Here is a 25,172-nt window from a genome sequence, read left to right as displayed (position 1 = left end):
GGGTAATAACAAAAAATTTCTGCGAGATTAGCTAGTTATAAAATGGAAGTTGAAAATCGCGATCGACTAAATTCTCACAATTTTTTACTTAACAAGTGGCTGAAATTTTTAATTATAGCAGTATTGGCGATCGGCATTTTATTTCGCTTCGGAAATCTCGATCGCAAATTTTACTGGATTGACGAAACCTATACTTCTTTGAGGGTTTCTGGCTACACCGAAGCCGCAATGCTCAAACAAATTTCGTACCAGAAAATAACCTTGCCCTCCGATTTACAAAAATACCAGCAGATCAATGCCGAAAAAACTTTAACTGACACACTACATTCTTTAGTAACCGAAGACCCCCAACACCCGCCACTGTATTACATACTAGCGCGATTTTGGGCGCAATGGTTCGGCACTTCGATTGCAGCAATGAGAAGTTTAGCCGCCGTGATTAGCTTGCTAGTATTTCCCGCTATTTATTGGCTGGCTTGGGAGTTGTTTGAATCATCAGCAGTAGGGTGGATGGCGATCGCAATTTTCGCAATTTCTCCCTACCACATCCTATTTGCCCAAGAAGCCAGACAGTACAGTTTGTGGACATTAACTACCATTTTATCCAGTGCAGCGTTGCTGCGAGCAATGCGCCCTGACTTAACTCAAAATTCAATTTTGCTGGTTTCTCGCTGGGCACTTTACGCAGTCACAGCAGCAATGGGACTGTACACCCACTTGTTATTTGTCTGCGTCGCCGCCGCCCATGCAATCTACGTCGCAGTCATTGCCAACTGGCGCGACGTTAAAACATTTATTGCCTATTATGCAGCAGCAATGGTGGCCTTAATCGGCTTCATGCCTTCTCTCGTAAATACTGTAGAAAACTTCAATCAAGTTAGAAGTACAACAGTATGGGCAGAACAGAAAAATCTCTTAAGATTAGTTAGCAGGTGGGTTGGTTCAATCAGCATAGGATTTTTTGATATTGGCATTGATGGCACTGCCAACGTCACACAACTAGCCTTGGTAATTCCAGTTGGCATAATGATTGTAGCTTTAGTCGGCTATGCGATTTATTTTCTGTACCGACATACACCAAAACGGGTTTGGTTACTGATCTTGTTAATAATTGCCACAACCGCTTTGTTTTTAGCAGTGCCTGATATACTAAAAGGTGGAAGGCGATCGACAAATCCGCGATATTTAGTTCCATGTTATGTGGGAATTCAGCTAGCAGTTGCTTACCTGCTGTCTGCCAAAATTAGCAACAATTTGGCTAGTTTCCAGCAGCAAAAACTGTGGAGAGTAGTGACAATTGCACTGTTTTCGGTCGGAATTATATCGGCGGGAATTAGTTCTCAAGCCGATAGTTGGTGGAATAAAGGCAGCGGTTGGTTGCGCGCGGAATTGGAAGTAGCTAGCACTGTGAATCAAGCTAGAAATCCCCTGATGATCAGCGATGCGAATATCGCATACATCATGCCTTTGAGTTATCGCTTGCAACCACAAGTCAAATTGCTAATAGAACCGCGCTGTTATACTTCTTGCTACAAAAATCGAGAATTGGCACGGAAAAAACCTGAACCACCGAAAATTCCCGGCGGTTTCGGCGACTTGTTTTTATACAGACCGTCCTCAACTTTGCGATCGGCAATTGAACAGCAAAACTATCAAATAGATCCGGCGGTTGGTAATGTCGAGCTCAATCTATGGAAAATTACTAAAAAATAATCTGCAAGGATTAAGGCGAAAAACTGGTTGATTTCCAAAAATGTCTGGTTCACCGCGACAGACTGCCAAGAAACTGAATTTTGGGAAGTATGTCTAGAGTAGAGTTCAATATGGCTGCGTTTCGCGGTAGACTAGAAATTAAGAATAACAAAAATAACATCAAAAATCTCAAATGACAGTCACTGAAACATCGAATATTCGCAGACTGCTGTGCGATCCAGACTTAGGGCTGATTCCTCACCTAGAAAAATCCCTGAAAGACTTACACTCGTCTGCGATCGCCAATGGAGAGAAATTTAAGGTAGAACCTTACGATATCGAACTCAAAAGCTGCCACACTCAGAAGCATCCCAACGACCAAAAACCCCTTGTCACTCAGTCAGTGTTAATGAAAATTCCCCTGACTGGGAAAGTTCAAGACAAGATGCACCTCTATCTGATCGCAAGTGAGTTGCAGAACCAAATCGACTTCAAAATTATCGACTGGAGTGCCTTAGAACGCCGCCAATACGACATTCACGGCATCCCTTTAAAGCAGCCGATTACCAAAATAGATGGCGAGATGAATTACGAGTTAGTATTCGATCGACCAAATTATTGCTGCATCACTCTGTGCCGCCAATTTGACTTGACTTACGCCGCCAATTATTAAGATCGGACTCGGCTACACAAACGAAGTCGGCGGTTGAAACCACCCCTACACAAACGAAGTCCGCCTTCGCTGACTCAAGGTGCGCATTGCGCACCTTGTGATGGTGTTGCACGTCGCGGGTAGCACAAATGGAATTTAAACCGATCGATTGGCAGTTTCCGCCAGAATCTGCTTAATTTGAGCAGGAGTCAGACTCGGATTGGCTTGCAACATCAAAGCTATCACCCCAGATACGTGTGGCACTCCCATCGAAGTACCAGCAAAATATCGATAGGGAACCCCAGGTTGAGAGAGTGGCACAGTTGAATAAACGTCCCCAGCATCGGCCCTGCCACCATCGCCGCCCGGAGCCACAAAATAACTAATTGTGTCTGATCCCGCCCGGTTAGAATAATCTGTAAACAAGCCGTTGCGGTTAACAGCACCGACAGCAATTCCTACCTCATTCGCAAACTTAGCCGGATAATCTACCTCCGGGCGCGCATCATTTCCTGCCGCCGAAATCACTACCACACCTTTAGCTTCCGCCGCTCGAATTACACTCAATTCGCGATCGTTGATCTGTTGACCGCCAAAACTAATATTAATGATTTTCGCACCATTTGCCACCGCGTAATTAATCGCGTTAATTTCATCTGAAATTTTGCCTACTCCTGTGCTATTGAGTATTTTCAAAGGCATAATCTTCGCAGTCGGAGCCGTTCCAGTTATTCCCACTCCATCTCTTTTTGCAGCAAGTAAACCAGAGATATGAGTACCGTGGCTGTTATCATCCATCGGGTCATTATCGTTGTTGGCAAAATCCCATCCCCGGAAATCGTCAACAAAGCCATTGCCATCATCATCTACGCCGTTGCTAGCTTTATTTCTACCAGTCGGATCTACGCCATTTTCCCCACCATTACTCCAAATATTCCCCGTTAAATCCGGGTGATTGTAGTCAACTCCGCTGTCGATAATTGCTACAACAATGCCGTCTCCAGTCAAGCCCTTCGCCCAAACTTCTGGAGCCTTAATTAAGTCTCTGCCCCACTCGTCGCCGCCCAAGTCGGGAACATCAGGAAAAGTTGCAACACCTTGAGCTTTAGCAACTGCCGCCGCCGCATTCACCAAACCGAACCCAGAACGAGAGTCAAAATCCGGTGAGTTGCTGGGATTTTCAGGAACAATATTGGCAGGAGTTGCAGATAAATTTAGGGTAAAATTTGTATTACCTTGGTTTTGATAAACTCGGACAAAGTATGTTCCGGGTGCCAAATTTTTGAGATCGATAGATTCTGGCGATAAACCCGATTCTTTAGCAGAAGCAATAATATCGGTAAAGTCAATAGAATTGTCGCCATTAATATCTTTAATCACGGCCACGTCAACATCGGCACTAAAACCGCTGACAGTTAATTGAAAGTCGTTATTTGCAGGCAAAGTAAAGCGGTAAAGGTTGTCTGGGCGAGCATTGCTAACCGAGTCGGCGATGGTTTGAGTGCTGCTCAAAACGCCTAAATCGCGGGCTTGGCTGAGTTGGTTGCTTAATACGGTATTTGCAGAGATGAATTTACCGCTGAGGTTTTGTGGAGATGTGTTGGCGACTTCGCCTAAAATAGCACCGGATTGACGAATTTTAATTACTGTATTGGGAGTGTCCGCAACTGCTTCCAAAGTGAGGTCTGCTTCGGTAAGATTGTCGGTTAGTCCGATCGCATCCTCAAAACTGTTAAAGTCAGTAATCAGGTCTGCAACAGCCGGATCGGAGACTGGGGAGTTGCTGCGGAGGACAAAGGTATCTGCGCCCAAACCCCCTGTCAGCGTATCTTTGCCCCCATCGCCCACTAAAACGTCGCTACCGTTGCCGGCGTAGAGGGCATCATCTCCCCTACCTCCCTGCAAGGTATCGCTGCCCTTGCCGCCAAACAGCAAGTCGTTGCCGGTACCGCCGTTAAGCAAGTCATTCCCGACACCACCGAAGAGTGTATCGAAATTGCCACCGCCGAGGAGTCTGTCATTACCATTATCACCGTTGAGGCGATCGGCATCCGAGGAACCGACAATAAAATCGTTACCTCCGAGGGCAAAAAGTCCGTTAGGATAAGGAGTCAAAAAGCCCGGAGTTAATGCGAAACTATTGGGGCTATCATCTAAAAGATAGGAAAGACCGTCAGGGCTCGGGCCGGGCATAGAAATTTACTCCTTAGATAAAATCAATCTAAATTTTAGATTTAAAACATGAAATTGTCTTTAAGTAATCTACCATCCCAAATTCACTAATCAGGAGCGGAAAATGGGAAAAGAACACTTGCATCGAATTCAGAATTTTTTCAACCTCGCCAAAGCGCGTTTAAAGCCTTATTTGCGCTATGTGATTCTGGGCGGAACGTTTTTATTTATTGCCAAAGCTTTTTTAACTCACTGGCGAGAAGTCGCGAATATTCAAATTCGATCCGAAAGTTTTCCGTTATTGGCGATTGCGCTTGGCATCACTTTACTGTCTCTAATTTTTGTCGGCTGGGTGTGGATGTTAATTTTGCGGGAATTCCGTCAACCTGTAAATGCCGCCTGGGCGATTCAGGTTTTTCTCAAAACTAATATTGCCAAGTATTTGCCGGGGAATATTTGGCATTTTTGGGGTCGAATTTTGGAAGCAAAAAATGCAGGCATTGCGCCGAAAGCTGCTACTCTCAGCGTGTTGTTGGAACCGCTGTTAATGGCTTCTGCGGGCGGGCTGATTGGGTTAATTTGTTTTGAGCGGATCGATGGTTTTTTGCGAATAGTCGGCTGTGCTGCTATTTTGACGGCGATTCATCCCCGAATTTTAAATCCGATCGTCCTGTTTGTAGAGCGGTTGAAGTTATCTAAGAAGAACGGGGAAAATTCCGATGTTGGAGAGGCTGCGGGCGATCGACTAATTTTGCGTTTAGGGTCTAGCTCCAGTCTAGCTAAAAAAACATCTAGCGTCAAGTCCCAACGCCAAAATAATTTGCCAATTAGACGCTATCCTTTAGTGCCGTTAATCGGACAAATATGTTTTATCGGATTGCGGGGTAGCGGATTTTTGCTAACTGTAATGGCTTTAAATCCGGTGAATTTTCTCGATATTCCGAACTTGTTCGGTGCTTTCTGTTTTGCGTTTGTTGTGGGTTTAGTCGTACCGGGTGCGCCCGGAGGCATGGGAGTATTTGAAGCAACGGCGATCGCGCTATTGTCCGATCGCTTTTCTGTAGCTATAATTTTGAGTGCGGTGGCGTTGTATCGGATAGTTAGTATTTTGGCGGATGTTGCGGGTGCTGCTGTGGCAAAGATCGATCGATCGCGCGGGCACAGTTAAAAATGGTGAGTTTAACTGTTTCGGCGTAAGTGCGATCGAACTAGAAAAAAGGTTTGTAGTGAGGACTTTAGTCCTTCTTCATAAAACTATGAAGAAGGACTGAAGTCCTCACTACGAATCCGAACTGATAATTTTATCAGGCAAAATCAGATTAGAGAATTGAGCGTTTTATTTTGATATCGAGCAATTGGGCCGCAGGTATAGCTGCTGAACCCAATTGCATAGATGGCTATTTCTAAGATTTGAAGAAAACGCTAGCATTCAGGACACTTTGAGCTACCCCAGAGACTATAGCCAAATAATTGTCACCCACTTTGATAGCCGTAGAAGCGACGGGATTCGCGCCGTCAAGCTGCAAATTTACAGGTTCAAAGATGAGATGTGTTCATCTGCCTGAAATCTGCGATCGCTCTATCAATCAACAATTTATCTGGTGAAATCAACAAAGTTTCTTCCAATCTTGTTAAAAAATCCTCTCTAAAAAAGAAGTATTACCTATTGACTTTCCTAGGATTCTTGTGGTATATTTTAGATAATGGGAGTGGTAACATTAATTTTAAAATTGCCAGCACTCCCATTATTAAATAATACATTATTGAATGGTCAAAGTCAAGCGTTTGACCCGAAAAAAAAAGGCGATTTTTTTTAATTCATTCAACTAAAATTAATCAATGCCTATGATCAATTCACCGTTCCCGTCAATCACTTCGCCGATCGCCCAAGCACCAATTCCCTGAGACTCAAACCACTTAACAGCCTGTTCAACTTCCCGGCGATCGAGCAACAGCACAAAGCCAATCCCCATATTAAAAGTATTGAACATATCGGCCGTCGCCACAGAACCAGCTTCAGCAATCCAGTCAAAAATCGGCAAACTCGGCCAGCTACTGGTGTTAATTTTCACAGATTGATTCGCTCCCAAACAGCGGGGCAAATTTTCCGGCAAACCGCCGCCCGTAATGTGAGCCATACCGTGAATTTCCAAGCCGCTCTTCAGGGCTTCGAGGACTGGTTTCACATAAATTGTAGTCGGACTCAGCAGCACTTCTCCTAAACTTTGGCCACCTAACTTTTCCGGTTGGGAATGCCAATCAAAACCTAAATCGCCCGCAATTTTCCTTACCAAACTAAAACCATTGCTGTGCACGCCGGAACTAGCCAGCCCCACAGCCACATCTCCCACCCGCACCTGGGAAGCGTCCAACAACTTGCTCTTTTCGACAATTCCCACGCAAAAACCAGCCAAATCGTACTCGCCGGCTTGGTAAAAACCGGGCATTTCTGCGGTTTCCCCTCCAAGCAAAGCACAGCCCGCTTGTTTGCAACCGTCAGCAATTCCTGTCACCACCGCAGCTAATTGTTCGGAATTTAACTTTCCCGTAGCTAAATAATCGAGAAAAAACAGCGGTTCCGCGCCGGATGTCAGCACGTCGTTGACGCACATCGCCACCAAGTCGATACCTACCGTGTCGTGGCGATCGAGATCGTGGGCCAATTTCAACTTAGTCCCCACACCATCAGTGCCCGAAACCATCACCGGCTCTTTTAAACCCTCCGGGACGCTGAAAAACCCGCTAAATCCGCCGAATCCGCCCAAAACTCCCGATCTGTGGGTGCTTTTGACTGTATTCTTGATGCGATCGACAAAAGCTCTGCCCGCCTCAACATCCACACCTGCTGCTCGATAATCCATAAGTCCGCAAGTCCGCCAAATCTATTTGTAAGTTTTAGTTTATGCCGATAACGGGCAACAGTTGAATCTAGGAGCTGGAACCTTAGTCTAAAATTTGAGGCCGATGGCGACGAGTATCGGAAACTTGTCTCCGTTTTTTAGCGGAGTCAATCGTTAAACACTTGACAAATAGATTTTTTTAGACTAGCCATTTGGCAGCTCATAAAATAGGCTAATTTATTGTAAATTTTTGTAAATTTTTCAGGAATTCCGAAAACGGCTGCAAGCACTGCAATTAAAGGATTTTATCATACAGAGCTCTGAGAAGATTTGATGAAGATTGCGTGAAATGTTTCGGCACAGCGATCCCCAAGCGCAAAAGTTTGTGGTAGTCTGTTGCAGTTCGTGAACAAAACACAAATTGCGGATCGAGTATGAGTTGTCAAGTATCAGGGAAGTTTCCGCCAAAATTTTTTGGGCTGAAGCATTAAAGCAAAAACGCACCCCGATACTTTGCTTTGACTCACGGAGGAATGGCGAAGGGCAAGAGAGAAATCCTTGACGCCTGCCGCCAAAAGGCCAATCCTCCAATCTCGGTTAGCAATGGCTATTCACAAAATTGGACGTATGAAGGAAAAATTTGTTGGTGGTTTACTCGCTGTCCTGTTAGTTCCTGTTGTAGGAACGGCATCGTCTTGTCACGCACAAGCCACAAGCGCCGTCAACCAAAACTCTCAGGGTTCCAAGCAGCAAGTAATTGCCACCCAACCGTCCCCGCAGTTAAACGCGACTCGGGCCGAAGTACAAAAAGTCGGACAGTATCAGTACCAAGCAAGAGCTGAAATTGTCCAAGACTCGATCGTCAAAATTCAGCCCCACGACTTAGACGGGCGACAAGCAGCGACAGTCTACGTGCGAAACATTCCAGTCATCACATTTCTCAACGCCAGTCGGGAAACAAATACCAAAATTGGAGCGACTGGCGACAGCAAAGCCGATTCTCGCAGTGATTCAAAAGTAGCCGGCGCAAAAGAAAATCCCAAAGCCGGAAACATTGCCAGCAATTCTAGCAACCAAGAACCAGATCCAGTGTGGCGGGCATCCAGCCTAGCAGCAAGACTCAACCAGCTAGCCCGCAACAACATCGATCCCAACAGCATTACCGTTAAGTGGGAAAAAGGCGATCGCTACCTGATCCAGGTAAACGGCGAGGACTTGGTAAATATCAACGCCGAAACCATCCTTCCCGACACCACCAGCGACTTTAGCCGAGACGCCCTGCAAGTAACCAATCGCCTCCGCCGACTGCTGGGCAACGCCCCACCCCTGGAAGCAGTCGCTGGCAAACCCCAACCAGAAGCCCCCGTGCTATCTTTGGGCCCAATTCAAGTGCGGCTCAGCGGCTGGGCTTCCTGGTACGGCCCAGGATTTGACGGCAACCTCAGCGCCAGCGGCGAACGTTTCAACCAAAATGATTTGACTGCTGCCCACCGCCAATTGCCCTTCGGCACTCTAGTCATGGTGCGAAATCTCGACAACGGCCGATCTGTAGTCGTCCGCATTAACGATCGCGGGCCCTACGTGGGCGATCGGCTGATTGACTTGTCTGCTGGCGCGGCTAACGTGCTGGGAATGATGAGCAGCGGCGTTGCGAGAGTGGAAATCGAAGTAATCGAACCGAAACAGTAAACAACAGTCGGACGGTGACAGTTGACAGTTGACAGTTGGCAGTTGGCAGTTGACAGTTGACAGCTTGCTTAGAGAAGGGTTGACAGCGACCTCTACCTTGAAGGAAGAAGATTGGAGTAATGAATAGTCTGATTTTAATTTCTCCCTACAAGGGTTCCGGCTTTAAACCAATTCTTTCTGGTAAGGCAGAATACAAAAGTTATCCGAAGTGTAGAAGGCAGAAAGTAGAGTGACATGACTCCGACTGTCAAGGCACGGAGCTTCTTTGAATTACTTCAAAAATTTCCTAGTTGCTCCCTTGCGGTTTTTCGACTTTGACCTAGACTGAGATATTTCAGTCCCCGGCAAACCGTCTGCATAGGCGTTTTGGATTCCGACGTGTCCCGCCGTATTAATTGATTCTATTCCTCTATTTCTGATGACTTGACCACTAGCCACATCTCTGTCGGCAAGGAATCCACATTCTTGGCAATGATGTACTCTAACACTCAAGTCTTTTTTAACTGTTGCACCACACTCAGGACACTCTTGAGAAGTTCCCCTAGCGTTAACTTTCCCAAAAAACTTACCACGCTTCCAACACACGTACTTGGTGATAGCTCGGAATTGTCCAAAGCCCTCCGCAAGCATCTGTTTGCCAAGCATCCCTTTGGCAAGAATTCGGTAATCCAAGTCTTCCATGAAGACCATATCACCAGCGTCGCAAAGGGCGTGAGATTGCTTGAAGTGAAAATCCTTGCGGGCATTATCAATTGTGTGGTGAATTCTAGCAACTTTGATCCGTTGTTTTTCGTAATTCTTAGAGCGCTTCTTTTTCCTAGAAAGTCTGCGTTGCAGCAATTTCAGCTTGCTTTGCATCACTTTAAAGAACTTAGGCGACTTCACAAGAACTCCGTCGCTAGTTGCCAAAAACTTAGAAAGTCCAACATCTACCCCAATTGGATGACCATGAGGCATAGGATTGGGAACACTAACATCGCATTGGATATTAACGTTAGCGTACCAAATATCAGCCTTGTTGATTATCCGAACCTGCTTAACTACAAAGCCACTCGGTATCGGGCGATTGCCCGTGTTAATTGGAATGGGCCCCAACTTGGGCAAGGCGATATGTACTCCCTGCACTGGATTCTGTTTAAATTGGGGAAACAACAAAGACTTGAATTGTCCAAACTTTTTAAATCTGGGGAATCCATGCCCAACTTTTTGAAACCCATCCCAGGCTCGGTGCAGTTGTTTAATAGCCTGTTGCAAGACTTGGCTTTGGTACTTCGCCCAAGGAGAGGAAATACCTTCTTGGCGCTTGGCAAAGCATTAAGCTGATTCACTTCGCTAGGAAAAGGACTATCAGCAGCCATGATATATTCATGACTGATAGAGCATCTGTCAACCATGCACTTCCGGCTATTACACCAATCCTTAATTTCGCGCAGCCCATAGTTGTTTGTAGGCAACGCGACAAACATCCATCCACTCTTTGAGTGACTGCTCTTGAGTGATGCTGGGATAGATTCGATAGCGGTAATTCATGGTTAGCATTCCACTACCTTAACATATTTAGTGGCAGATGCAATGCTAGTAAATATAAAGCCGTCAAGCTTATGATGGGGTTTTAAACCCAACTTTCTGATAAAAATGACATCTTCCACTCGTCGAGTCCCGATGCGGGCGCGCGAGTTTATTGCTAACATCGCTGCAAGATGTCCGATCGAACAAATTCAGACAAATAATAAATTCTGCATTCTGCCGAATGCCTTCAGGAGAGTCTACCGGTGCGCCTGTTTACGACAATTGCAGCACTTCGCTGCTACTTAAATTTACAAAAGTCTGCTGTACCTGATTTGACAGTCGGTTTAGTGCCGACAATGGGAGCTTTGCACAGCGGACATCTCAGTTTGATCCAGCGAGCAAGACAAGACAATGCGATCGTCCTAGTCAGCATTTTTGTCAACCCGCTGCAATTTGGGCCGACAGAAGATTTTCAAGATTATCCCCGGAATTTCGAGCAAGACCGGCTGCTGTGCGAACAAGCTGGCGTTGATTTCATTTTTGCTCCCTCAGCAACAGAAATGTTTGGCAACCCAGCGAGCGATTCCCTACGGGATAGCTTCGCCGCGCGTGCCCAAACACAGAAAACCGCCCAAACACAGATTCAACTTTCATCCTTAACTCAAGTAGTGCCACCGCCGGCGATGACATCGGTGTTGTGCGGCAAGTCTCGGCCAGGTCATTTTCAGGGCGTCGCGACAATTGTTACCAAACTTTTGAGTTTGATTGAGCCGACAAAAGCTTATTTCGGGCAGAAAGACGCGCAGCAACTAGCAATTATCCGCAAGCTGGCCTTGGATTTGAACTTGCCTGTAGAGATTGTTGCTTGCCCGATCGTCCGCGAAGAGTCAGGACTAGCAATGAGTTCTCGAAATCAGTATTTAACAACAGAGCAAAAACAGCAAGCCTGCGCCCTCTACCGCGCGCTGCAACAGGCCTCAAAAAGTTTTGCATCAGGCGACCGCACCTCTGCTGCTGCACTTGCTATTGCGCGCGCAGAAGTCGCTGGAGAACCCGAAGTTAAGCTCGAATACGCCGAACTCGTCGATCCCGACACTTTGATGCCGTTGCAGGTTGTGGAAACAGCGGGACTTTTAGCCGTAGCAGCCAGAGTAGGCTCTACTCGCTTGATTGATAATATAATTCTCAGGAACCGGAGGCCAATTGTGGCGATCGACGGCCCGGCGGGCGCTGGCAAATCTACGGTAACTCGGCAAGCAGCAAAAGCTTTGGGCTTGTTTTATTTGGATACCGGCGCGATGTATCGGGCGCTGACTTGGCTGGCTTTGAAAACAGACACGCCGATTTCTGACGAATGTGCGATCGCCGAATTAGTCAGTTACAGCTATTTGGAATACAATCTCGATCCCGCATCTTTCATAGTGAAGATTAACGGCGAAGACGTAACCGAGGCAATTCGCAGTTTGGAAGTCACATCTCGCGTCTCGGAAATGGCGGCAATTCCTGCTGTGCGCCAGTTTCTAGTAGATGAACAGCGGCGCTGTGGTACAAAAGGTGGGATTGTGGCAGAAGGCCGCGATATCGGGACTAACGTGTTTCCCGATGCGGAATTGAAGATTTTTTTGACGGCTTCGGTACAAGAGCGATCGCGTCGGCGGATGTTAGAGCTTAAAGACACCGATCGGGCTAATATTAGCTTGGAACAGTTAGAAAAAGACATTGCTCTGCGGGACGAAAAGGACAGCACCCGCCTGGTTGCGCCTTTGCGGAAAGCTGCCGATGCTGTGGAAATTCAAACAGATAATTTGAGTGTTGACGAAGTTATCGATCGGATTGTCGGCTTGTACAAACAGAGAATCCGCCCTAAAAGTTAATTTTAGGACGCTGCGATTCCCCGCAGCATCAGCTAGGGATGCGGGCCCCTAGCCTGAGCCCCTAACAATATAAACCTGCGACTAACGGGATTTGATCGCCATAGGGAAATTTTCTACTAACTATTTCCCGTTGAGATGGGTTATAGGATTTCTCGCGTACAAGTCTTAATTTTTTTGATCCGGGCGGACTTCCCTGCGATCGGTTACTTGGAGTAACATTTCTAGGGACAATCTGATTTAAGATTATGCCCTAAAGTGAATTAACTGATATCAAAATAAAATCTAGAATTAATTGTGCAAGGTGTGAAGGAGAGAATGACGTGACAAAAATGAAACGGCTTTTGAGGCGGCGACAAAAATTAATCGTTGCTTTTCTGGCCGCAGCGGGCAGTTTTTTGCTGGGTGTGACGTTACCGATGAACTTGCGGGCAACTCAACCAGCGCCACCGATGCAGCCACAAGTCTTGGCCGTATCGTCCCAAGAACCAAAACTGATATCTAATGTTAGTGGGATTAAAGGAGCGATCGCCCATCGAGTTGAAGTTGCCCAAAAAGCCCTAACTCAACAGCAGGAAACCCGTTTTCAATCACCCCTACCATCCCAGTTTAAAGGTATCATGCTGCGTCAGGCAAAACTGGATGAGCAGCACAAGGCGATCGCCCTGACATTTGACGACGGGCCCTGGCCGACAACTACTACACAAATCCTAGATATCCTCAAGAAAAACAATATTAAGGCGACATTCTTCTGGGTAGGAAGATACCTGCAAACATATCCCGAACTTGGCAAACAAGTCGCGGCGGCCGGTCACGCGATCGGCAACCACACTTGGAACCACCAATACATTAAATATAACGAAGACGGTGCGGCTCGCGAGATCGATCGCACATCATCATTAATTGAGAAAGTGACCGGGGTAAAAACATTAATGTTTCGGCCGCCAGGAGGCATTTTAAACAATGGATTGGCAGCTTACGCACAGAAGAAAAATTATGCAGTGATCATGTGGTCTGCGGATTCTTTAGATTGGCGGACTGCGACGCAATCGTTGATGGACAACGTGATGCGACAGGCCAATTCGGGCGGCATTGTGTTGATGCACGATGGTGGTGGCAATCGAGCGAGAACAGTACAAGCATTGCCCGATATTATTGCTAGACTGAGAAAAGAAGGGTACAAATTTGTAACAGTTCCAGAGTTATTGCAGATGCAAGAACAAGCTTTAAAGAAGCAGCAGACAGCACGAAAATAAAAAAATGGGAGAGTGGAATTAAGCGCCATCTTCCCACTTTTTACAACAACTCGTGATCGAAAAAATAACTCCCTCGCACTCAATAAATCAGCCAGATAGACCACAATTAAAAGGGTTATTATTGAGGAATTTAATCCCACTAATAACCCTTTTAATTCAGTCAGTTTGAATTAAATTAAAAGGCAAATTCTGCAATTGAAAATTCACCCAAGCAGCCGCCGCCACTCCCGATCGCAAAGCAGCATCAATTTGACCATCCCCGCACAAATCCCCCGCACAAACCAGCGGCAAAGTCCCCTCAGCGGGCAAACAAGAAACAGGCAAAGGATTTCGACAAAAAGCATAGCGCCAGCGGTGAACCTGCAACCATTCCGGCTGATTCAGCCAAGGCATTAAATGTTCAGAAGTGCGATCGAGCAATTCTTGACCGATAATATTTAAATCAGTAGCTTCTAAATAGCGATCGGCAAAATTAGCAGTGCTGTGAACCACAAACACAGGCTGCTGCGGATCGAATCGCTTGCTGCTGTCGAGGCCAACCCAAGCTAAATCAGAATCATCGGGAAAAGAAACCGATTTCCACTGCGGATTGAGATTGCTCAACTCTGAATTTCGTTCCGCAGGATAGCCAGCCATAACTGTAATGCAAGGGTCATATTCTACAGAACGCAATTTGTCAATAAAATCTGGCGACAAACCGATTTCCGAATCCAAAAACATTAAAGCTTGAGGAGCAGGAATTGCTACAACCACAGCCTTAGCAATCAATTCTTGAGGTATCTCTAAATTGTCGTCGGTAACTTCTAGGGAAAGTTGCCACAATTGGTGATCTGTAGCAGACATAGCTTGGACTCGACGGCCATACCAAATGTCTAAATCCTCAGCCAGATACTTACCGACAGCATTCATCCCAGCAGGTGCGACATAACAGGAAGTGGGAATCGATAAAATTTCTCCTTGTCGGAATTCTCCCACACTATCCGTCCAGAGTTTCAGAATGTGGCGATCGAGCAAAACCTCAATTAACCCCTGCACCGCATCTCCCTGCGGCTCCAAATAGCGAGCCCCGTGATCTGCCCTAGTGCCGTGCACACGGCGAGTAGCGACTCGTCCGCCGGGGCCGCGAGATTTCTCCACAACTACCACAGAATAGCCCGCGAGGCGCAACTGCCGAGCACAAATCAGCCCCGCCATCCCCGCACCGATGACCGCAACATCGAACATAGTTTAAATTTCAGTTGTTTAGATTTAGTTGAGTCTTGGATACATCAATGCCCAATAAACCTGGTTTTCTACCACACTTAAAGGCCTTAATGCACTTTTTTTGTTTAGGAAAACCAGTTTCTGCGTCCATGACTATAGTTATCAGCTTGAAACTAGATATCAAGACGCGGAATTTTTAGACCAGGTTTTGGCGAACAAAAAACCTTTAGCAAACCCCTAAACTTGGAGTTAGTTTGCGATAGCAACGAGCCGTGATTAAGTGAGGATGAAAAACTTCGATAAAATTAGACTGAAGTTTATAAAAAAATGTGTCTATTGCTTCCCGATCTTCTAGGTGAAAAGGAAATTCTTGATTAAAACCTTTGAAAAAATACCAATTAAGGATCAGTTGTCCTGACGGGGACAGCATCTTGTGAAAATCCAACAACTGCTGACTGGGATTTGGTAAATGTTCAATCACATCTAAACAAATAATCGTATCAAAAACTTCCGTGGGGGATATTTCCAGACAACAGGAAATTTTGTCACTCAATCCTAACTTAGCAGCTCGGCTTTGAACTAAATTGCAATTTATGGGGTTAATATCGCAATAAACTACTTGTTCTACTTCAGGGCAAAGGGCGGCTGCAATAGCATGAGTTCCAATACCGCCGCCAAAATCTAATACCCGACCGCGAGCGATATCGGAGATCAATGTTAAAGTACCTCCTATGTACTCCTGACTTGACAAATGCCAAGCCCCAAGATCGAACAGGTAAGCTTCTCCTACTCGATCGCGATAAAACTCGCTAGCTTCTTCCCAGTCAAAATCCCGATGACCTAGTTCTGCCAAGGATTGTTGACTAAATTCCATCCTTTGTTCAATTGCTTCTGCATCTAAGTTTAAAAAATCCTGTAGATGCTGCTTTAAACTGAAAGCATCTTGCCAATATCCCTGTAAAAAAGACGGTGCGACAGCAGAAGACATAATTTACTAGCTCACAAAAAATCCCCATCTATTATATGATTAACTGACATTCTTTTACAGAAACACACTCCCCAAAAAATCCTTCGTTGATAACTAATAAAATAGTGTGGGTTCACGGTGAATTTGGGAGTCCTGAAGAGGCTGGGTTGTAGCTAGCCAGAGGCTGTGCTGCTATGGGGGTTTGGGTGACAAAGCCGATCGATAAATGTTGAGTTGAAAACGAATTATCTCGATCGCGATCGCAAAATCTACGCACAAAAACTAAAGCTTTCCGGGTTCGGCAAGCGGGGCGATGGCTGTAACGATGTTTTTTTGTACAAAAAGCAGGTTTCTGTGCAAGTCCTAATTCTGCCTTGATGCCGAATGCTTTGCCTGCGATCGGCGATCGCCCGTCGCGCCAGGTAGTAGAATAGGGAACAGCACGAATCTACAGGTAAGATTAGTTGAAAAAAAAAATGTAGCGCTCGGCAAGTTCCAAAGTGCGCTACTCAGCGACAATCTAAATCTAAAATCTAAAATGGTATATGGGAGGGCAAAATCTTGGACGAACTAAGAGCAGCACTAGAATTGACAACAGAAGAAGAATTGCAGCAACTAACCGAACTGTTGTTTAGCCGCAAGTTTAACCCTTTAGATTACGTGCAAACCCCCGCACCGATAGACGTACAAAGTCGCGATCGCGAAGCATGGCTAGACGCCGTAGAACAGCGGTTTCGGTATCTTGCGGCCGACGGGTTGACGGTACTCAGAGGGCGAACCGAACAAGTAACTTACAGACAAGCACTAATTCAAGTTTGCCGCTATCTCAAAATCCCTTATCCCAAACAATTGTCAACCACCGACTTAGAAGCCGAAGTATTTCTGCACTTAATGGGCCGCGCGTGGAAGCGTTTGCCGGCAGATGAACAGCAAGCGCTGACAGTGCGCGTACAGCGAGCAATTGTTGATTCTAAACTCTCTGAACCCTTGCCAATTTCTGCTGAAAAAGACCCGCTGGGTTTGCTGTTCAAAGGTGGTAGCGCTTTAGCTGTGAGTTCCATCTTAAAACCCATGTTGCTGAAAGTGATGGCGAATCAATTTGCGCTGCATTTTGCCACCTATCAAATGGCCAGACAAGGAGTGCTTGCAGGGACTGTAACCGCAGCAACCCAGTTTCAAAATTATGTCGCAATTCAGACGGCGCGGCGCGGTATGGCCGTGAGTGCGGCTCGTTACGGTGCGACGCGGAGCGTGTTTTCGTTGCTCGGCCCGGTGATGTGGACTTGGTTTTTAGCGGATTTGGGTTGGCGATCGATTTCCACGAACTACGGGCGCATTATCCCGACCATTTTTGCCTTGGCTCAAATTCGATTAACGCGATCGGAATGCGCTTGGGAATTAGCTTAACAATTTTAGATTTTAGATTTTAGGTTTGGAGTGTGAGTGAATATCGAAAATCGGTTTAAATTAGCTGCCAAACAGACAGCCAAAAATCTTAAGTCTCGCCTGCAAAAACATCCCGATCGCCAACTGCAAATCCCTTGGAATTGCACTCAATTGGGGACGCTGATTTTTCCGATAGTTCCGATTTTGGGAGCATTAGGTTTATTCCTGGGATTGGCGGGCACTTGGAAGCAAAAGTTCCGCCAAATTAGCCGCCGCCCGCTGCATCAAGGATTCGCAATTCTGAGCGCACTGCTAGTCATCACTGTGGTTTTTGCCAACAACCGCATCGAGGCTGTTTTAGGCTTGTTTAATTTCTTACCATATTTCATATTGTTTGCTGCTTTCAGCAGTTTAATTCAAACTCCGGCTCAGTTGCGACAATTGTCTTGGATGATTGTAATTAGTTCAATTCCCGTGATAATTTTGGGTTTGGGACAGCAATTTTTAGGTTGGAGTGGCATCGATCAATTGCAGCCTGTTTTTGGCTGGGTACTAGAACCTAAAGGCAATCCCCCTGGCCGCATGGCTTCTGTATTTATGTATGCTAATATTTTAGCTTGCTATCTGACAATTGCTTTTATTTTAACACTGGGATTGTTGATGGAAGAAGGGTTCAGAAGGAAGAAGGAAGAAGGAAGAAGGAAGAAGGAAGAAAGAGGGAATAAGGAAATAATTAATCAATTCCCAATTACCGATTCCCAATTACCAATGCCCAATGCCCAATGCCCAATGCCCAATGCCCAATTCCTATTTTTAAGTTTGGCTGTGCTGGGAAATGCTGTTGCTTTGATTTTTACTAATTCTAGAAATGCGTGGGGATTGGCCGTTTTAGCAGTTTTGGCTTTTGCATTTTATGCGGGTTATAAAAAAATATTAGCTGCGGTATTTAGTGGGGTTGGTGCAGTGTTTTTGTCGGCGTTTGGGCCGGAACCGCTGCGGCAATATTTACGAAGAATTATCCCGGCTTTTTTCTGGGCCAGACTTACCGATGAGATGTTTCCAAATCGGCCGACTGCTACTTTGAGAACTACTCAATGGGAGTTTGCTTGGTCGATGACTCAGCAGCGTCCTTGGACTGGTTGGGGACTGCGAAATTTTACGCCTCTCTATCAAGCTCAGATGCACGAATGGCTGGGTCATCCTCACAGTTTGATATTGATGCTGACTGCGGAAACTGGAATACCCGCAACGCTTTTATTTTTGGGTTTAGTTGGCTGGGTTTTGGCTAGAGGTGTTTTGTTGTTGATGAATTGGCCTGTTTCTGCGGCGGACATCCAACAAGAGCAAATAGCAACAGAGAAAGTAGGGGAAAATGCTTTATTGCTCAATCAAAACTCTCTAGTAATTAGCACAACTCAGGTATTTTGTCAAGAAAAACAAGCGGACGATCGCCTAATTTTCTTCAGTTATTTATTAGCCTTCGCCGCCTGTACGCTGTTTAACACTATAGACGTGACGCTGTTTGATTTCCGAGTCAATACAATAAGCTGGTTGCTGTTAGCGGCGATTTGCGGTGTTGGCGATCGGGCATCGGGAATTGGGCATCGGGCATAGGGTATTGGTTATTGGTTATTAGAGCGAACAACCAACAACCAACAACCAACGAATAACTAATGACTAATGACTAATGACTAATGACTAATGATTAATGACTAATGACTAATGACTAATGACTTCCTTTATTCCACCGTCACCGACTTCGCCAAATTGCGCGGCTGATCCACATCCAAACCCCGACGCGCCGCAATGTGATAGGCCAACAATTGCAGCGGAATCACTGTCACAATCGGCGACAACAATTCATCCACCAAAGGCACCGGCAAAACGTGGTCAAAAATATCGGCTTCCGCTTCGCCCTGCTTCGGGGTAACGCCAATTAAACGGGCGTCGCGCGCCTTGGCTTCCTGAGCGTTGGAAAGGACTTTTTCGTAGACGCTTCCGGGCATCGCGATCGCCACTACAGGCACTTTAGCATCCAAAAGGGCGATCGGGCCGTGTTTCATTTCTCCCGCCGGATATCCTTCAGCGTGAATGTAGCTAATTTCCTTCAATTTCAGCGCCCCTTCCAAAGCAATCGGAAAGTTAATTCCCCGCCCCAAAAATATAAAATCTTGGGTTTCGGTAAACTGGTGGGACAATTCCTCCACATACTGTTCTTGAATCTCCAAAAACTTCTCAATTTGGCCGGGCAAATGGCGTAAACCAGCAATAATTTCTGCCAATCTCTCGGTGCTGATTGTTTGCCGCTGGTGTGCCAAATCCAAAGCTAAGAAATAGAAAGCCATCAACTGACTGACAAAAGTCTTAGTTGCAGCCACGCCGATTTCTATACCAGCGTGGGTATTTATGACGTGCGGCATCATGTGGGCGATCGAGCTTTCTGTCCTGTTAGTAATGCCCAACATTCGCGATCGAAATTTATCGGTAAAACCCGCGCGGCGCTGCTGTTCCATCCCCAAAGCAGCCAACGTGTCCGCCGTTTCTCCCGACTGAGTTACCCCAATAATTAAAGTATTTGCTGTTAGTGGCGCCGGTGCGTAACGGTACTCAGAAGCGTACTGCACCGCAGTAGGAATATTCGCTAACTGTTCCAACAAATATTTGCCAATTAGCGAGGCGTGCCAGCTCGTTCCGCAGGCGAGAATTGAAATTTGTTCGACATCGGCGCAAAGTTCATCTGGCAAGTTGAGATTGATGGGAGAGCGCAGATTTCCCGGCTGCCAATCGCTGTCTAAATAAGCATCCAAACAAGCTCGGACTACGGCAGGCTGTTCGTAAATCTCCTTGTGCATGAAGTGTTTGAAGCCTTGTTTTTCGACTAAAACCGGACTCCAACCAAGGATGCGCGGGCTTTTTTTGAGCCTTTCCCCTGTAAAATTGTAAACTTCGACTCCCATCGGAGTTAGCCTAGCCAATTCGCCATTTTCTAAAGATAAAACGGCGCGGGTGTGAGATATTAAGGCTGGCGTGTCGGAAGCGCAGAAAAATTCGCCGGCACCAAACCCAATCACCAAAGGAGCTTGCTGTCTGGCAAGAATTATTTCGTCTGGAAAGTCGGCGCAAATAACGGCGATCGCAAAAGCTCCTTCTAACCGATTTACAGCCTTAGAAACCACTTCCAAAAACGACAAATCTGCAAGTTCATCGGCTGTTTGATCTTTTCCTTCTTCCTTCTTCCTTCTTCCTTCTTCCTTCTTCCTTCTTCCTTCTGCAAAAAATTCAGCGATTAAATGAGGAATAACTTCTGTATCCGTATCCGAGACAAATTTATGTCCCTTCGCTGTCAATTCTTGCCGCAACTCGCGATAATTTTCGACAATTCCATTTTGAACTACGGCAATTCGCCCGCTATTATCCATGTGAGGATGAGCGTTATATTCCTCTGGTTTGCCGTGAGTTGCCCAGCGGGTGTGCCCGATGCCGATGGGAGCCGGAGAGTCTATCTCTGCTAGCTTTTCCCGGAGGTTGTGCAATTTGCCCTTGGCTCGGATGCAGGTAATTTCTCCTTCGGAGATGGTAGCGAGGCCCGCTGAATCGTAGCCCCGGTATTCTAGTTTCTCCAATCCTGCTAGCAAAATCTCGCTTGCTGCTTGCGTGCCGATATAGCCAACGATTCCGCACATTTAAGATAAAACTCCTGCTTAGCGATCGTAATTAAAACCCAGTTTTATTATTGAGGACTTATGGGCGATCTGCCAAAAACCTGTTTTTTTTGCTGACTCTTGGTGACTCCACAGACGATTTTTGGTAGAAAAACCAGGTTTCTGGGTAAGTCGTAAATCGAGATTAACCCAGAAAATCTATTTTTAGGGCAAGCTCCATCTTACACAAAGGCCTAGTCCCGCTGGCTGGATGTCGCAGCAAAAAGAGAGGGGGCGATTAAATTGCCCCCTCTCTTGTGCCGGTAATTCGATCGACAATTCGATCGATATTTAGTAAGCTAGACCCATACTGCGAGTGGTTTCGGCTCCCAGGTAAACCCGGATGCTCAGAAAATCGGTAGGACAAGCTGTTTCGCAACGTTTGCAACCTACACAGTCTTCTGTGCGGGGAGAGGAGGCAATCTGAGCTGCTTTGCAGCCATCCCAGGGCACCATCTCCAAAACGTCAGTCGGACAAGCGCGGACGCACTGAGTGCAGCCGATGCAGGTATCGTAAATTTTGACTGAATGAGACATTGAATAAAGGCTCCCAACGAGTCACTAAAAATTTGCTGATTCTGTGAGTTAAAAGATTTGACGGCTTGATGCCACCGCTATAACCTGCACAGAGAATTAAAGGCTAGTCTACCGCAGTGGCTGGAAGCACTTCGCCAAAAAGCGACAAAACTTCACAGTTATTCACGCTTCCACTCCCATAGAAGTAGCTTGAAGAGCGCTGTCCCGGCTCGGATACGCGACTGGGGACAGCACTAGGGTATGATTTCGATCGCCGGATTCGGTCTTAACGCGAGATCCCGATGGCACTAGGGTATGATTTCGATCCGCCGGATTGGATCTGAGCAAAAACTCAAATTCTGACTGCAAAACCGCGCCAATCGATCGACTCAAAGCCGAATTCGTCGAAACTTGTATCCGTTTTTAGGCGGACTCGGCGGAAACAGTGGCTTTTGTGCAGATAAAAAACCGCAAACTGACTAATATCAACGGCAAGATATTGTTTGATGCAAACAGTCCATTTGTAATGGCATAAACCTTGAAGCCTTGAGACTCTACACTCGCAATTTGCAAGCATTGCTTACCGCTACATGAGCTATTAGAGGAATTTTACCCGTTTGTCAATCTACTTTACGCTGTGAGGCAATGAAGGGAGATCGGGGAGCCAAGAAGAAACCCACGAGACTAGCAAATAGAATCGGTGTAAAAGTGCTTAACCCTGTCAACTTCGCGAGGAGCAGAGTTGTACTAATTGGAGTGCGAGTAACCGTTGAATTAAGAGCAGCCATTACACAAATCATTGCCAAAGTCTCATTCGATCCGACGGGATTAATGATAGTGATTGCCTTTCCCAAACAGGCTCCTATAAAAAATAGCGGAATGATTATTCCCCCTCGCCAGCCCCCATTGATAGTCACACTAATGGCCAATACTTTAACAACAACTAAAGTCAAGAGAAATGCAAAAGAAAATTTTCCATCAACAATTTTTTCTATTTGATGTTCCCCAAAAAAACGAGTGAGCGGAAAGTAAGCTGATAAACCACCAAGTGCTAGTCCGGCTAAAGTAGTTCGCACATAGATGGGACTGCGTATCGAATCAAACAAGCGACCAACACTGCGAAATACAGCGATAAAAAACCACCCCATCATCGCCCCTACGATTCCATAAGCAATCGCTGCGCCAAAGTCATAAAGGCTGTCCACATTGTACTGAGGAAAATTCCAGGTAGGCCCAAGTCCAAGCTGAGTAATTGCGACAAAGATGGTGTAACTTGCACAACTTGCCACTACCGCAGGCAATATTGCTTCAAAATACTCTACAACATTCTGATGATGCAGGATTTCTAAAGCAAAAAAAGTACCGCCTAAAGGAGCACCGAACAAAACTGTAAACCCAGATGCCATACCAGCAAGACTCAAAGTTCGTAGTGCTTCTCCGCTTAAATTAAAGCGATCGGCCAACCAGGTACCAATTGAACCTGTGACTTGCACCATTGGCGATTCTGGGCCAGCACTGCCTCCACTGGCAATACTGAGTAGTGACGACAGAATCATTGAAGGATTTTCATTCATTGGTAATCGCCCACCTTTGAGATGAATATTGTCAATAATCAACCCAATTTCCCCAGGATTTCCCAGCCAATGAATGATCAAACCGATGAGCAAACCAGCAAGGGGCATGATGATTAGTAGAGAAACTCCACTAAAACTTTCAAATCCCCGCATCATGTAAGACAAACATATCCAATAACTTGCAGCAAATAAACCACAAATTATTCCTAACATTGCCCATATTAATACCGAACGTGTGAGATTTATTGGGTTTCGTTTCATTGCTTGTTCCTTGTCTCTAACTAGGAAGTTAGGAAGTCTTGACACTATTTTGTATAATAGTATACAGCTTTTGTGGTCTGCATATGAACCTACTAACCACACTTGCTTTTGAGTGTCAATCTGGCGATCGAATGCGCTCTAGCAATCGCAGTCGCACAAGGGCTTGTAAGGGAACTGAGGCATAGTCGATCGCTCAATTGGTTCGTAGTGCGGACTGCACTCCGCTCCGGGATTGCGGACACCAGGATGCACGCGCGAACCAATTTTAGATCGGTCAATTGACCGAACACGATATTAAACCCACTTCAACTCTTAGCGGTGTCAATATAATAATCATTGCAGGATTTACTCGTTACCAAGAAGAGCATGGTAACGAGTAGCCAGTAGTCCCACAAATCCTGCAAGGATTGCTATACAAGTCCTAAATTACCAATAACTGAAAATCCCAGCCTACCCAATTTTTCGCTCGAAAGGCTATATATCTGCTGCATTCCCAAGCTCTAAATTCCTGAAATTATCTGCGTTAATCTGTGTTTATCTGCCTGAAATCTGCGGTTAAAAGTCCTTACTACAAAACCGCGCCAATCGATCGACTAAAAGCCTAATTTTTCTAACACCGGCTTAGTGGAAACAATATGCCGATCGAGTCCTAATTTTTTGGGCTCCACACCCAAAGCCAAAGCCACCAATTGCGGCAAATGCAGCACTGGCAAACCCAATTTGCGATCGATCGCTTTTTCCACCTCCGGCTGCCGCGAATCCAAATTTAAATGACAAAGCGGACAAGGAGTTACCATACAATCAGCGCCATTGTCAAGAGCATCTTGAATATGTTTTCCAGCCATCTGAAAAGATTGGTTAGTGGCATAACTCGCCAGCGGCCAGCCGCAGCACTGCGTCCGCCCTCGATAGTAAACGGGAGTTGCGCCGATCGCCCGAAACACATTTTCCATCGATTCGGGTTGGTGCGGGTCATCGTAAAGCAGCTTATCCTGAGCTCGCAGCAGATAGCATCCGTAAAAAGAGGCGCACTTCAAACCGGAAAGCTTGCGGGTGACTCGCTTCTGCACTTCCTCCAGGCCGTAATCTGCAACGATCGCCCACAATAGATGTTTCACCTCGGTAGTGCCTTGGTAAGGCGAACAGCCTTGTTTTTCCAGCAAACCGTTGACTTTTTCGAGGTAAGGTCGATCGGTCTTTTGGGATTCCTTGAGGCGATCGTCCACATGACCGATTACCCCTTGACAAGTGCTGCAATGCGTCAGCAAAGGCAGATTCAGTTGCTCGGCCAAAGCAATATTGCGGGCGTTAACAGTATCTTCCAGCAACTGCGAATCTTCCTTGAAAGTGCCAGAACCGCAGCAGGAAGCTTTTTTGAGTTCCACCAGTTCAATGCCCAAAGCTTGAGTTAGCGCCATTGTAGACAGGTAAAGTTCGCGGGCCGCCCCTTGGGCTACGCAACCGGGAAAATAAGCATATTTGAGAGTTTGGGATGGCATAGTCGTTTTTGCTGGGGAGACAAGGTTCAGGACAATGGACAAGAGCGATCCTCTTCGAGGGCTGCGCTAACGGATTTCATCTCTATAATTACCGTATCAGAGCCTAGCTAGCGGTGAATTGTCAGCTTTTCTCAAGAATTTTGAGACCGATTCACCCAAAAAATGCAACTGTATAAAAACTTAAAACCCATATCCAGCAAGTAATCCCAATCTCAAATCTCAAATCTCAAATGGTATGAGTAAGTTGCTACTACATTGAAATTGTATATTTCGATGACTTGAGCAAAAATCCTCTTCCCATCTCCCAATCTCCCAATCTCCCCCTCTCCCAATCTCCCAATCTCCCAATCTCCCCCTCTCCCAATCTCCCCATCTCCCCCTCTC

19 protein-coding genes are annotated in these 25,172 nt (G+C 46.1%); 9 read left to right on the top strand and 10 right to left on the bottom strand.

Annotation, left to right across the window (positions count from 1 at the left end; all coding sequences use genetic code 11):
- Window positions 1-42: 42 nt before the first annotated feature.
- Entirely contained in the window at window positions 43-1,713 is a 1,671-nt protein-coding gene (locus K4039_RS06745) for a glycosyltransferase family 39 protein (protein WP_265234373.1), read from the top strand.
- A gap of 172 nt (window positions 1,714-1,885) precedes the next feature.
- A complete protein-coding gene (locus K4039_RS06740) occupies window positions 1,886-2,365 on the top strand; it encodes a hypothetical protein (protein ID WP_265234372.1) in 480 nt (159 codons plus the stop codon).
- A 135-nt stretch (window positions 2,366-2,500) separates the two neighbouring features.
- On the opposite strand, the gene K4039_RS06735 is transcribed toward K4039_RS06740, so the two are convergent.
- On the bottom strand, window positions 2,501-4,537 hold the full coding sequence (locus K4039_RS06735; RefSeq protein WP_265234371.1) for a S8 family serine peptidase: 2,037 nt from the start codon (window positions 4,535-4,537) through the stop codon (window positions 2,501-2,503).
- 103 nt (window positions 4,538-4,640) lie between these two features.
- Here K4039_RS06735 and K4039_RS06730 point away from each other — a divergent pair, with 103 nt between their 5' ends.
- A complete protein-coding gene (locus K4039_RS06730) occupies window positions 4,641-5,684 on the top strand; it encodes a UPF0104 family protein (protein WP_265234370.1) in 1,044 nt (347 codons plus the stop codon).
- 664 nt (window positions 5,685-6,348) lie between these two features.
- On the opposite strand, the gene purM is transcribed toward K4039_RS06730, so the two are convergent.
- Complete coding sequence (purM, locus tag K4039_RS06725) at window positions 6,349-7,377, bottom strand: phosphoribosylformylglycinamidine cyclo-ligase (protein ID WP_265234369.1); 1,029 nt, start codon at window positions 7,375-7,377, stop codon at window positions 6,349-6,351.
- Between the two features lie 606 nt (window positions 7,378-7,983).
- Here purM and K4039_RS06720 point away from each other — a divergent pair.
- The gene (locus tag K4039_RS06720) at window positions 7,984-9,045 is read left to right on the top strand and encodes a septal ring lytic transglycosylase RlpA family protein (protein ID WP_265234368.1); all 1,062 of its coding nucleotides are present in this window, start codon (window positions 7,984-7,986) and stop codon (window positions 9,043-9,045) included.
- A gap of 270 nt (window positions 9,046-9,315) precedes the next feature.
- Here K4039_RS06720 and K4039_RS06715 read toward each other — a convergent pair whose 3' ends face one another.
- Complete coding sequence (locus tag K4039_RS06715) at window positions 9,316-10,299, bottom strand: transposase (protein WP_321161578.1); 984 nt, start codon at window positions 10,297-10,299, stop codon at window positions 9,316-9,318.
- Window positions 10,300-10,464: 165 nt separating this feature from the next.
- The gene (locus K4039_RS29770; protein ID WP_321161577.1) at window positions 10,465-10,584 is read right to left on the bottom strand and encodes a helix-turn-helix domain-containing protein; all 120 of its coding nucleotides are present in this window, start codon (window positions 10,582-10,584) and stop codon (window positions 10,465-10,467) included.
- A 233-nt stretch (window positions 10,585-10,817) separates the two neighbouring features.
- Between K4039_RS29770 and K4039_RS06710 the strand changes: the two genes are divergently transcribed.
- Both K4039_RS06710 and K4039_RS06705 read left to right on the top strand, forming a co-directional pair.
- Entirely contained in the window at window positions 10,818-12,428 is a 1,611-nt protein-coding gene (locus K4039_RS06710) for a bifunctional pantoate--beta-alanine ligase/(d)CMP kinase (RefSeq protein ID WP_265234367.1), read from the top strand.
- Window positions 12,429-12,757: 329 nt separating this feature from the next.
- Window positions 12,758-13,681, top strand: a complete 924-nt coding sequence (locus K4039_RS06705; RefSeq protein ID WP_265234458.1) for a polysaccharide deacetylase family protein — start codon at window positions 12,758-12,760, stop codon at window positions 13,679-13,681.
- 156 nt (window positions 13,682-13,837) lie between these two features.
- On the opposite strand, the gene K4039_RS06700 is transcribed toward K4039_RS06705, so the two are convergent.
- Window positions 13,838-14,905 carry an NAD(P)/FAD-dependent oxidoreductase gene (locus K4039_RS06700; protein WP_265234366.1) on the bottom strand — a complete coding sequence of 356 codons (1,068 nt, stop codon included), beginning with the start codon at window positions 14,903-14,905 and terminating at the stop codon, window positions 13,838-13,840.
- Window positions 14,906-15,110: 205 nt separating this feature from the next.
- Window positions 15,111-15,872, bottom strand: coding sequence for a bifunctional 2-polyprenyl-6-hydroxyphenol methylase/3-demethylubiquinol 3-O-methyltransferase UbiG (locus K4039_RS06695; RefSeq protein WP_265234365.1), 762 nt, complete (start codon window positions 15,870-15,872; stop codon window positions 15,111-15,113).
- Window positions 15,873-16,085: 213 nt separating this feature from the next.
- Here K4039_RS06695 and K4039_RS06690 point away from each other — a divergent pair, with 213 nt between their 5' ends.
- The 3 genes from K4039_RS06690 (at window position 16,086) to K4039_RS06680 (ending at window position 18,851) form a co-directional block, all read left to right on the top strand.
- Window positions 16,086-16,229 (top strand): hypothetical protein, encoded by a 144-nt coding sequence (locus K4039_RS06690; RefSeq protein ID WP_265234364.1) that lies wholly within the window; start codon window positions 16,086-16,088, stop codon window positions 16,227-16,229.
- Window positions 16,230-16,412: 183 nt separating this feature from the next.
- Window positions 16,413-17,258 (top strand): YaaW family protein, encoded by an 846-nt coding sequence (locus K4039_RS06685; protein WP_265234363.1) that lies wholly within the window; start codon window positions 16,413-16,415, stop codon window positions 17,256-17,258.
- Window positions 17,259-17,294: 36 nt separating this feature from the next.
- Window positions 17,295-18,851 carry an O-antigen ligase gene (locus K4039_RS06680; protein WP_265234362.1) on the top strand — a complete coding sequence of 519 codons (1,557 nt, stop codon included), beginning with the start codon at window positions 17,295-17,297 and terminating at the stop codon, window positions 18,849-18,851.
- A gap of 125 nt (window positions 18,852-18,976) precedes the next feature.
- On the opposite strand, the gene glmS is transcribed toward K4039_RS06680, so the two are convergent.
- From glmS to K4039_RS06660, 4 genes are all read right to left on the bottom strand, one after another.
- Entirely contained in the window at window positions 18,977-20,920 is a 1,944-nt protein-coding gene (glmS, locus tag K4039_RS06675) for a glutamine--fructose-6-phosphate transaminase (isomerizing) (protein ID WP_265234361.1), read from the bottom strand.
- Between the two features lie 309 nt (window positions 20,921-21,229).
- Entirely contained in the window at window positions 21,230-21,475 is a 246-nt protein-coding gene (gene psaC, locus K4039_RS06670) for a photosystem I iron-sulfur center protein PsaC (RefSeq protein ID WP_015175986.1), read from the bottom strand.
- A 599-nt stretch (window positions 21,476-22,074) separates the two neighbouring features.
- A complete protein-coding gene (locus K4039_RS06665) occupies window positions 22,075-23,289 on the bottom strand; it encodes a chloride channel protein (protein ID WP_265234360.1) in 1,215 nt (404 codons plus the stop codon).
- 593 nt (window positions 23,290-23,882) lie between these two features.
- On the bottom strand, window positions 23,883-24,788 hold the full coding sequence (locus K4039_RS06660) for a CoB--CoM heterodisulfide reductase iron-sulfur subunit B family protein (RefSeq protein WP_265234359.1): 906 nt from the start codon (window positions 24,786-24,788) through the stop codon (window positions 23,883-23,885).
- Window positions 24,789-25,172 lie beyond the last annotated feature (384 nt).

It is taken from the genome of Lyngbya sp. CCAP 1446/10, assembly GCF_026130175.1.
Lineage (GTDB): Bacteria > Cyanobacteriota > Cyanobacteriia > Cyanobacteriales > Microcoleaceae > Microcoleus.
This window is presented reverse-complemented; position numbering and strand designations above follow the sequence as displayed.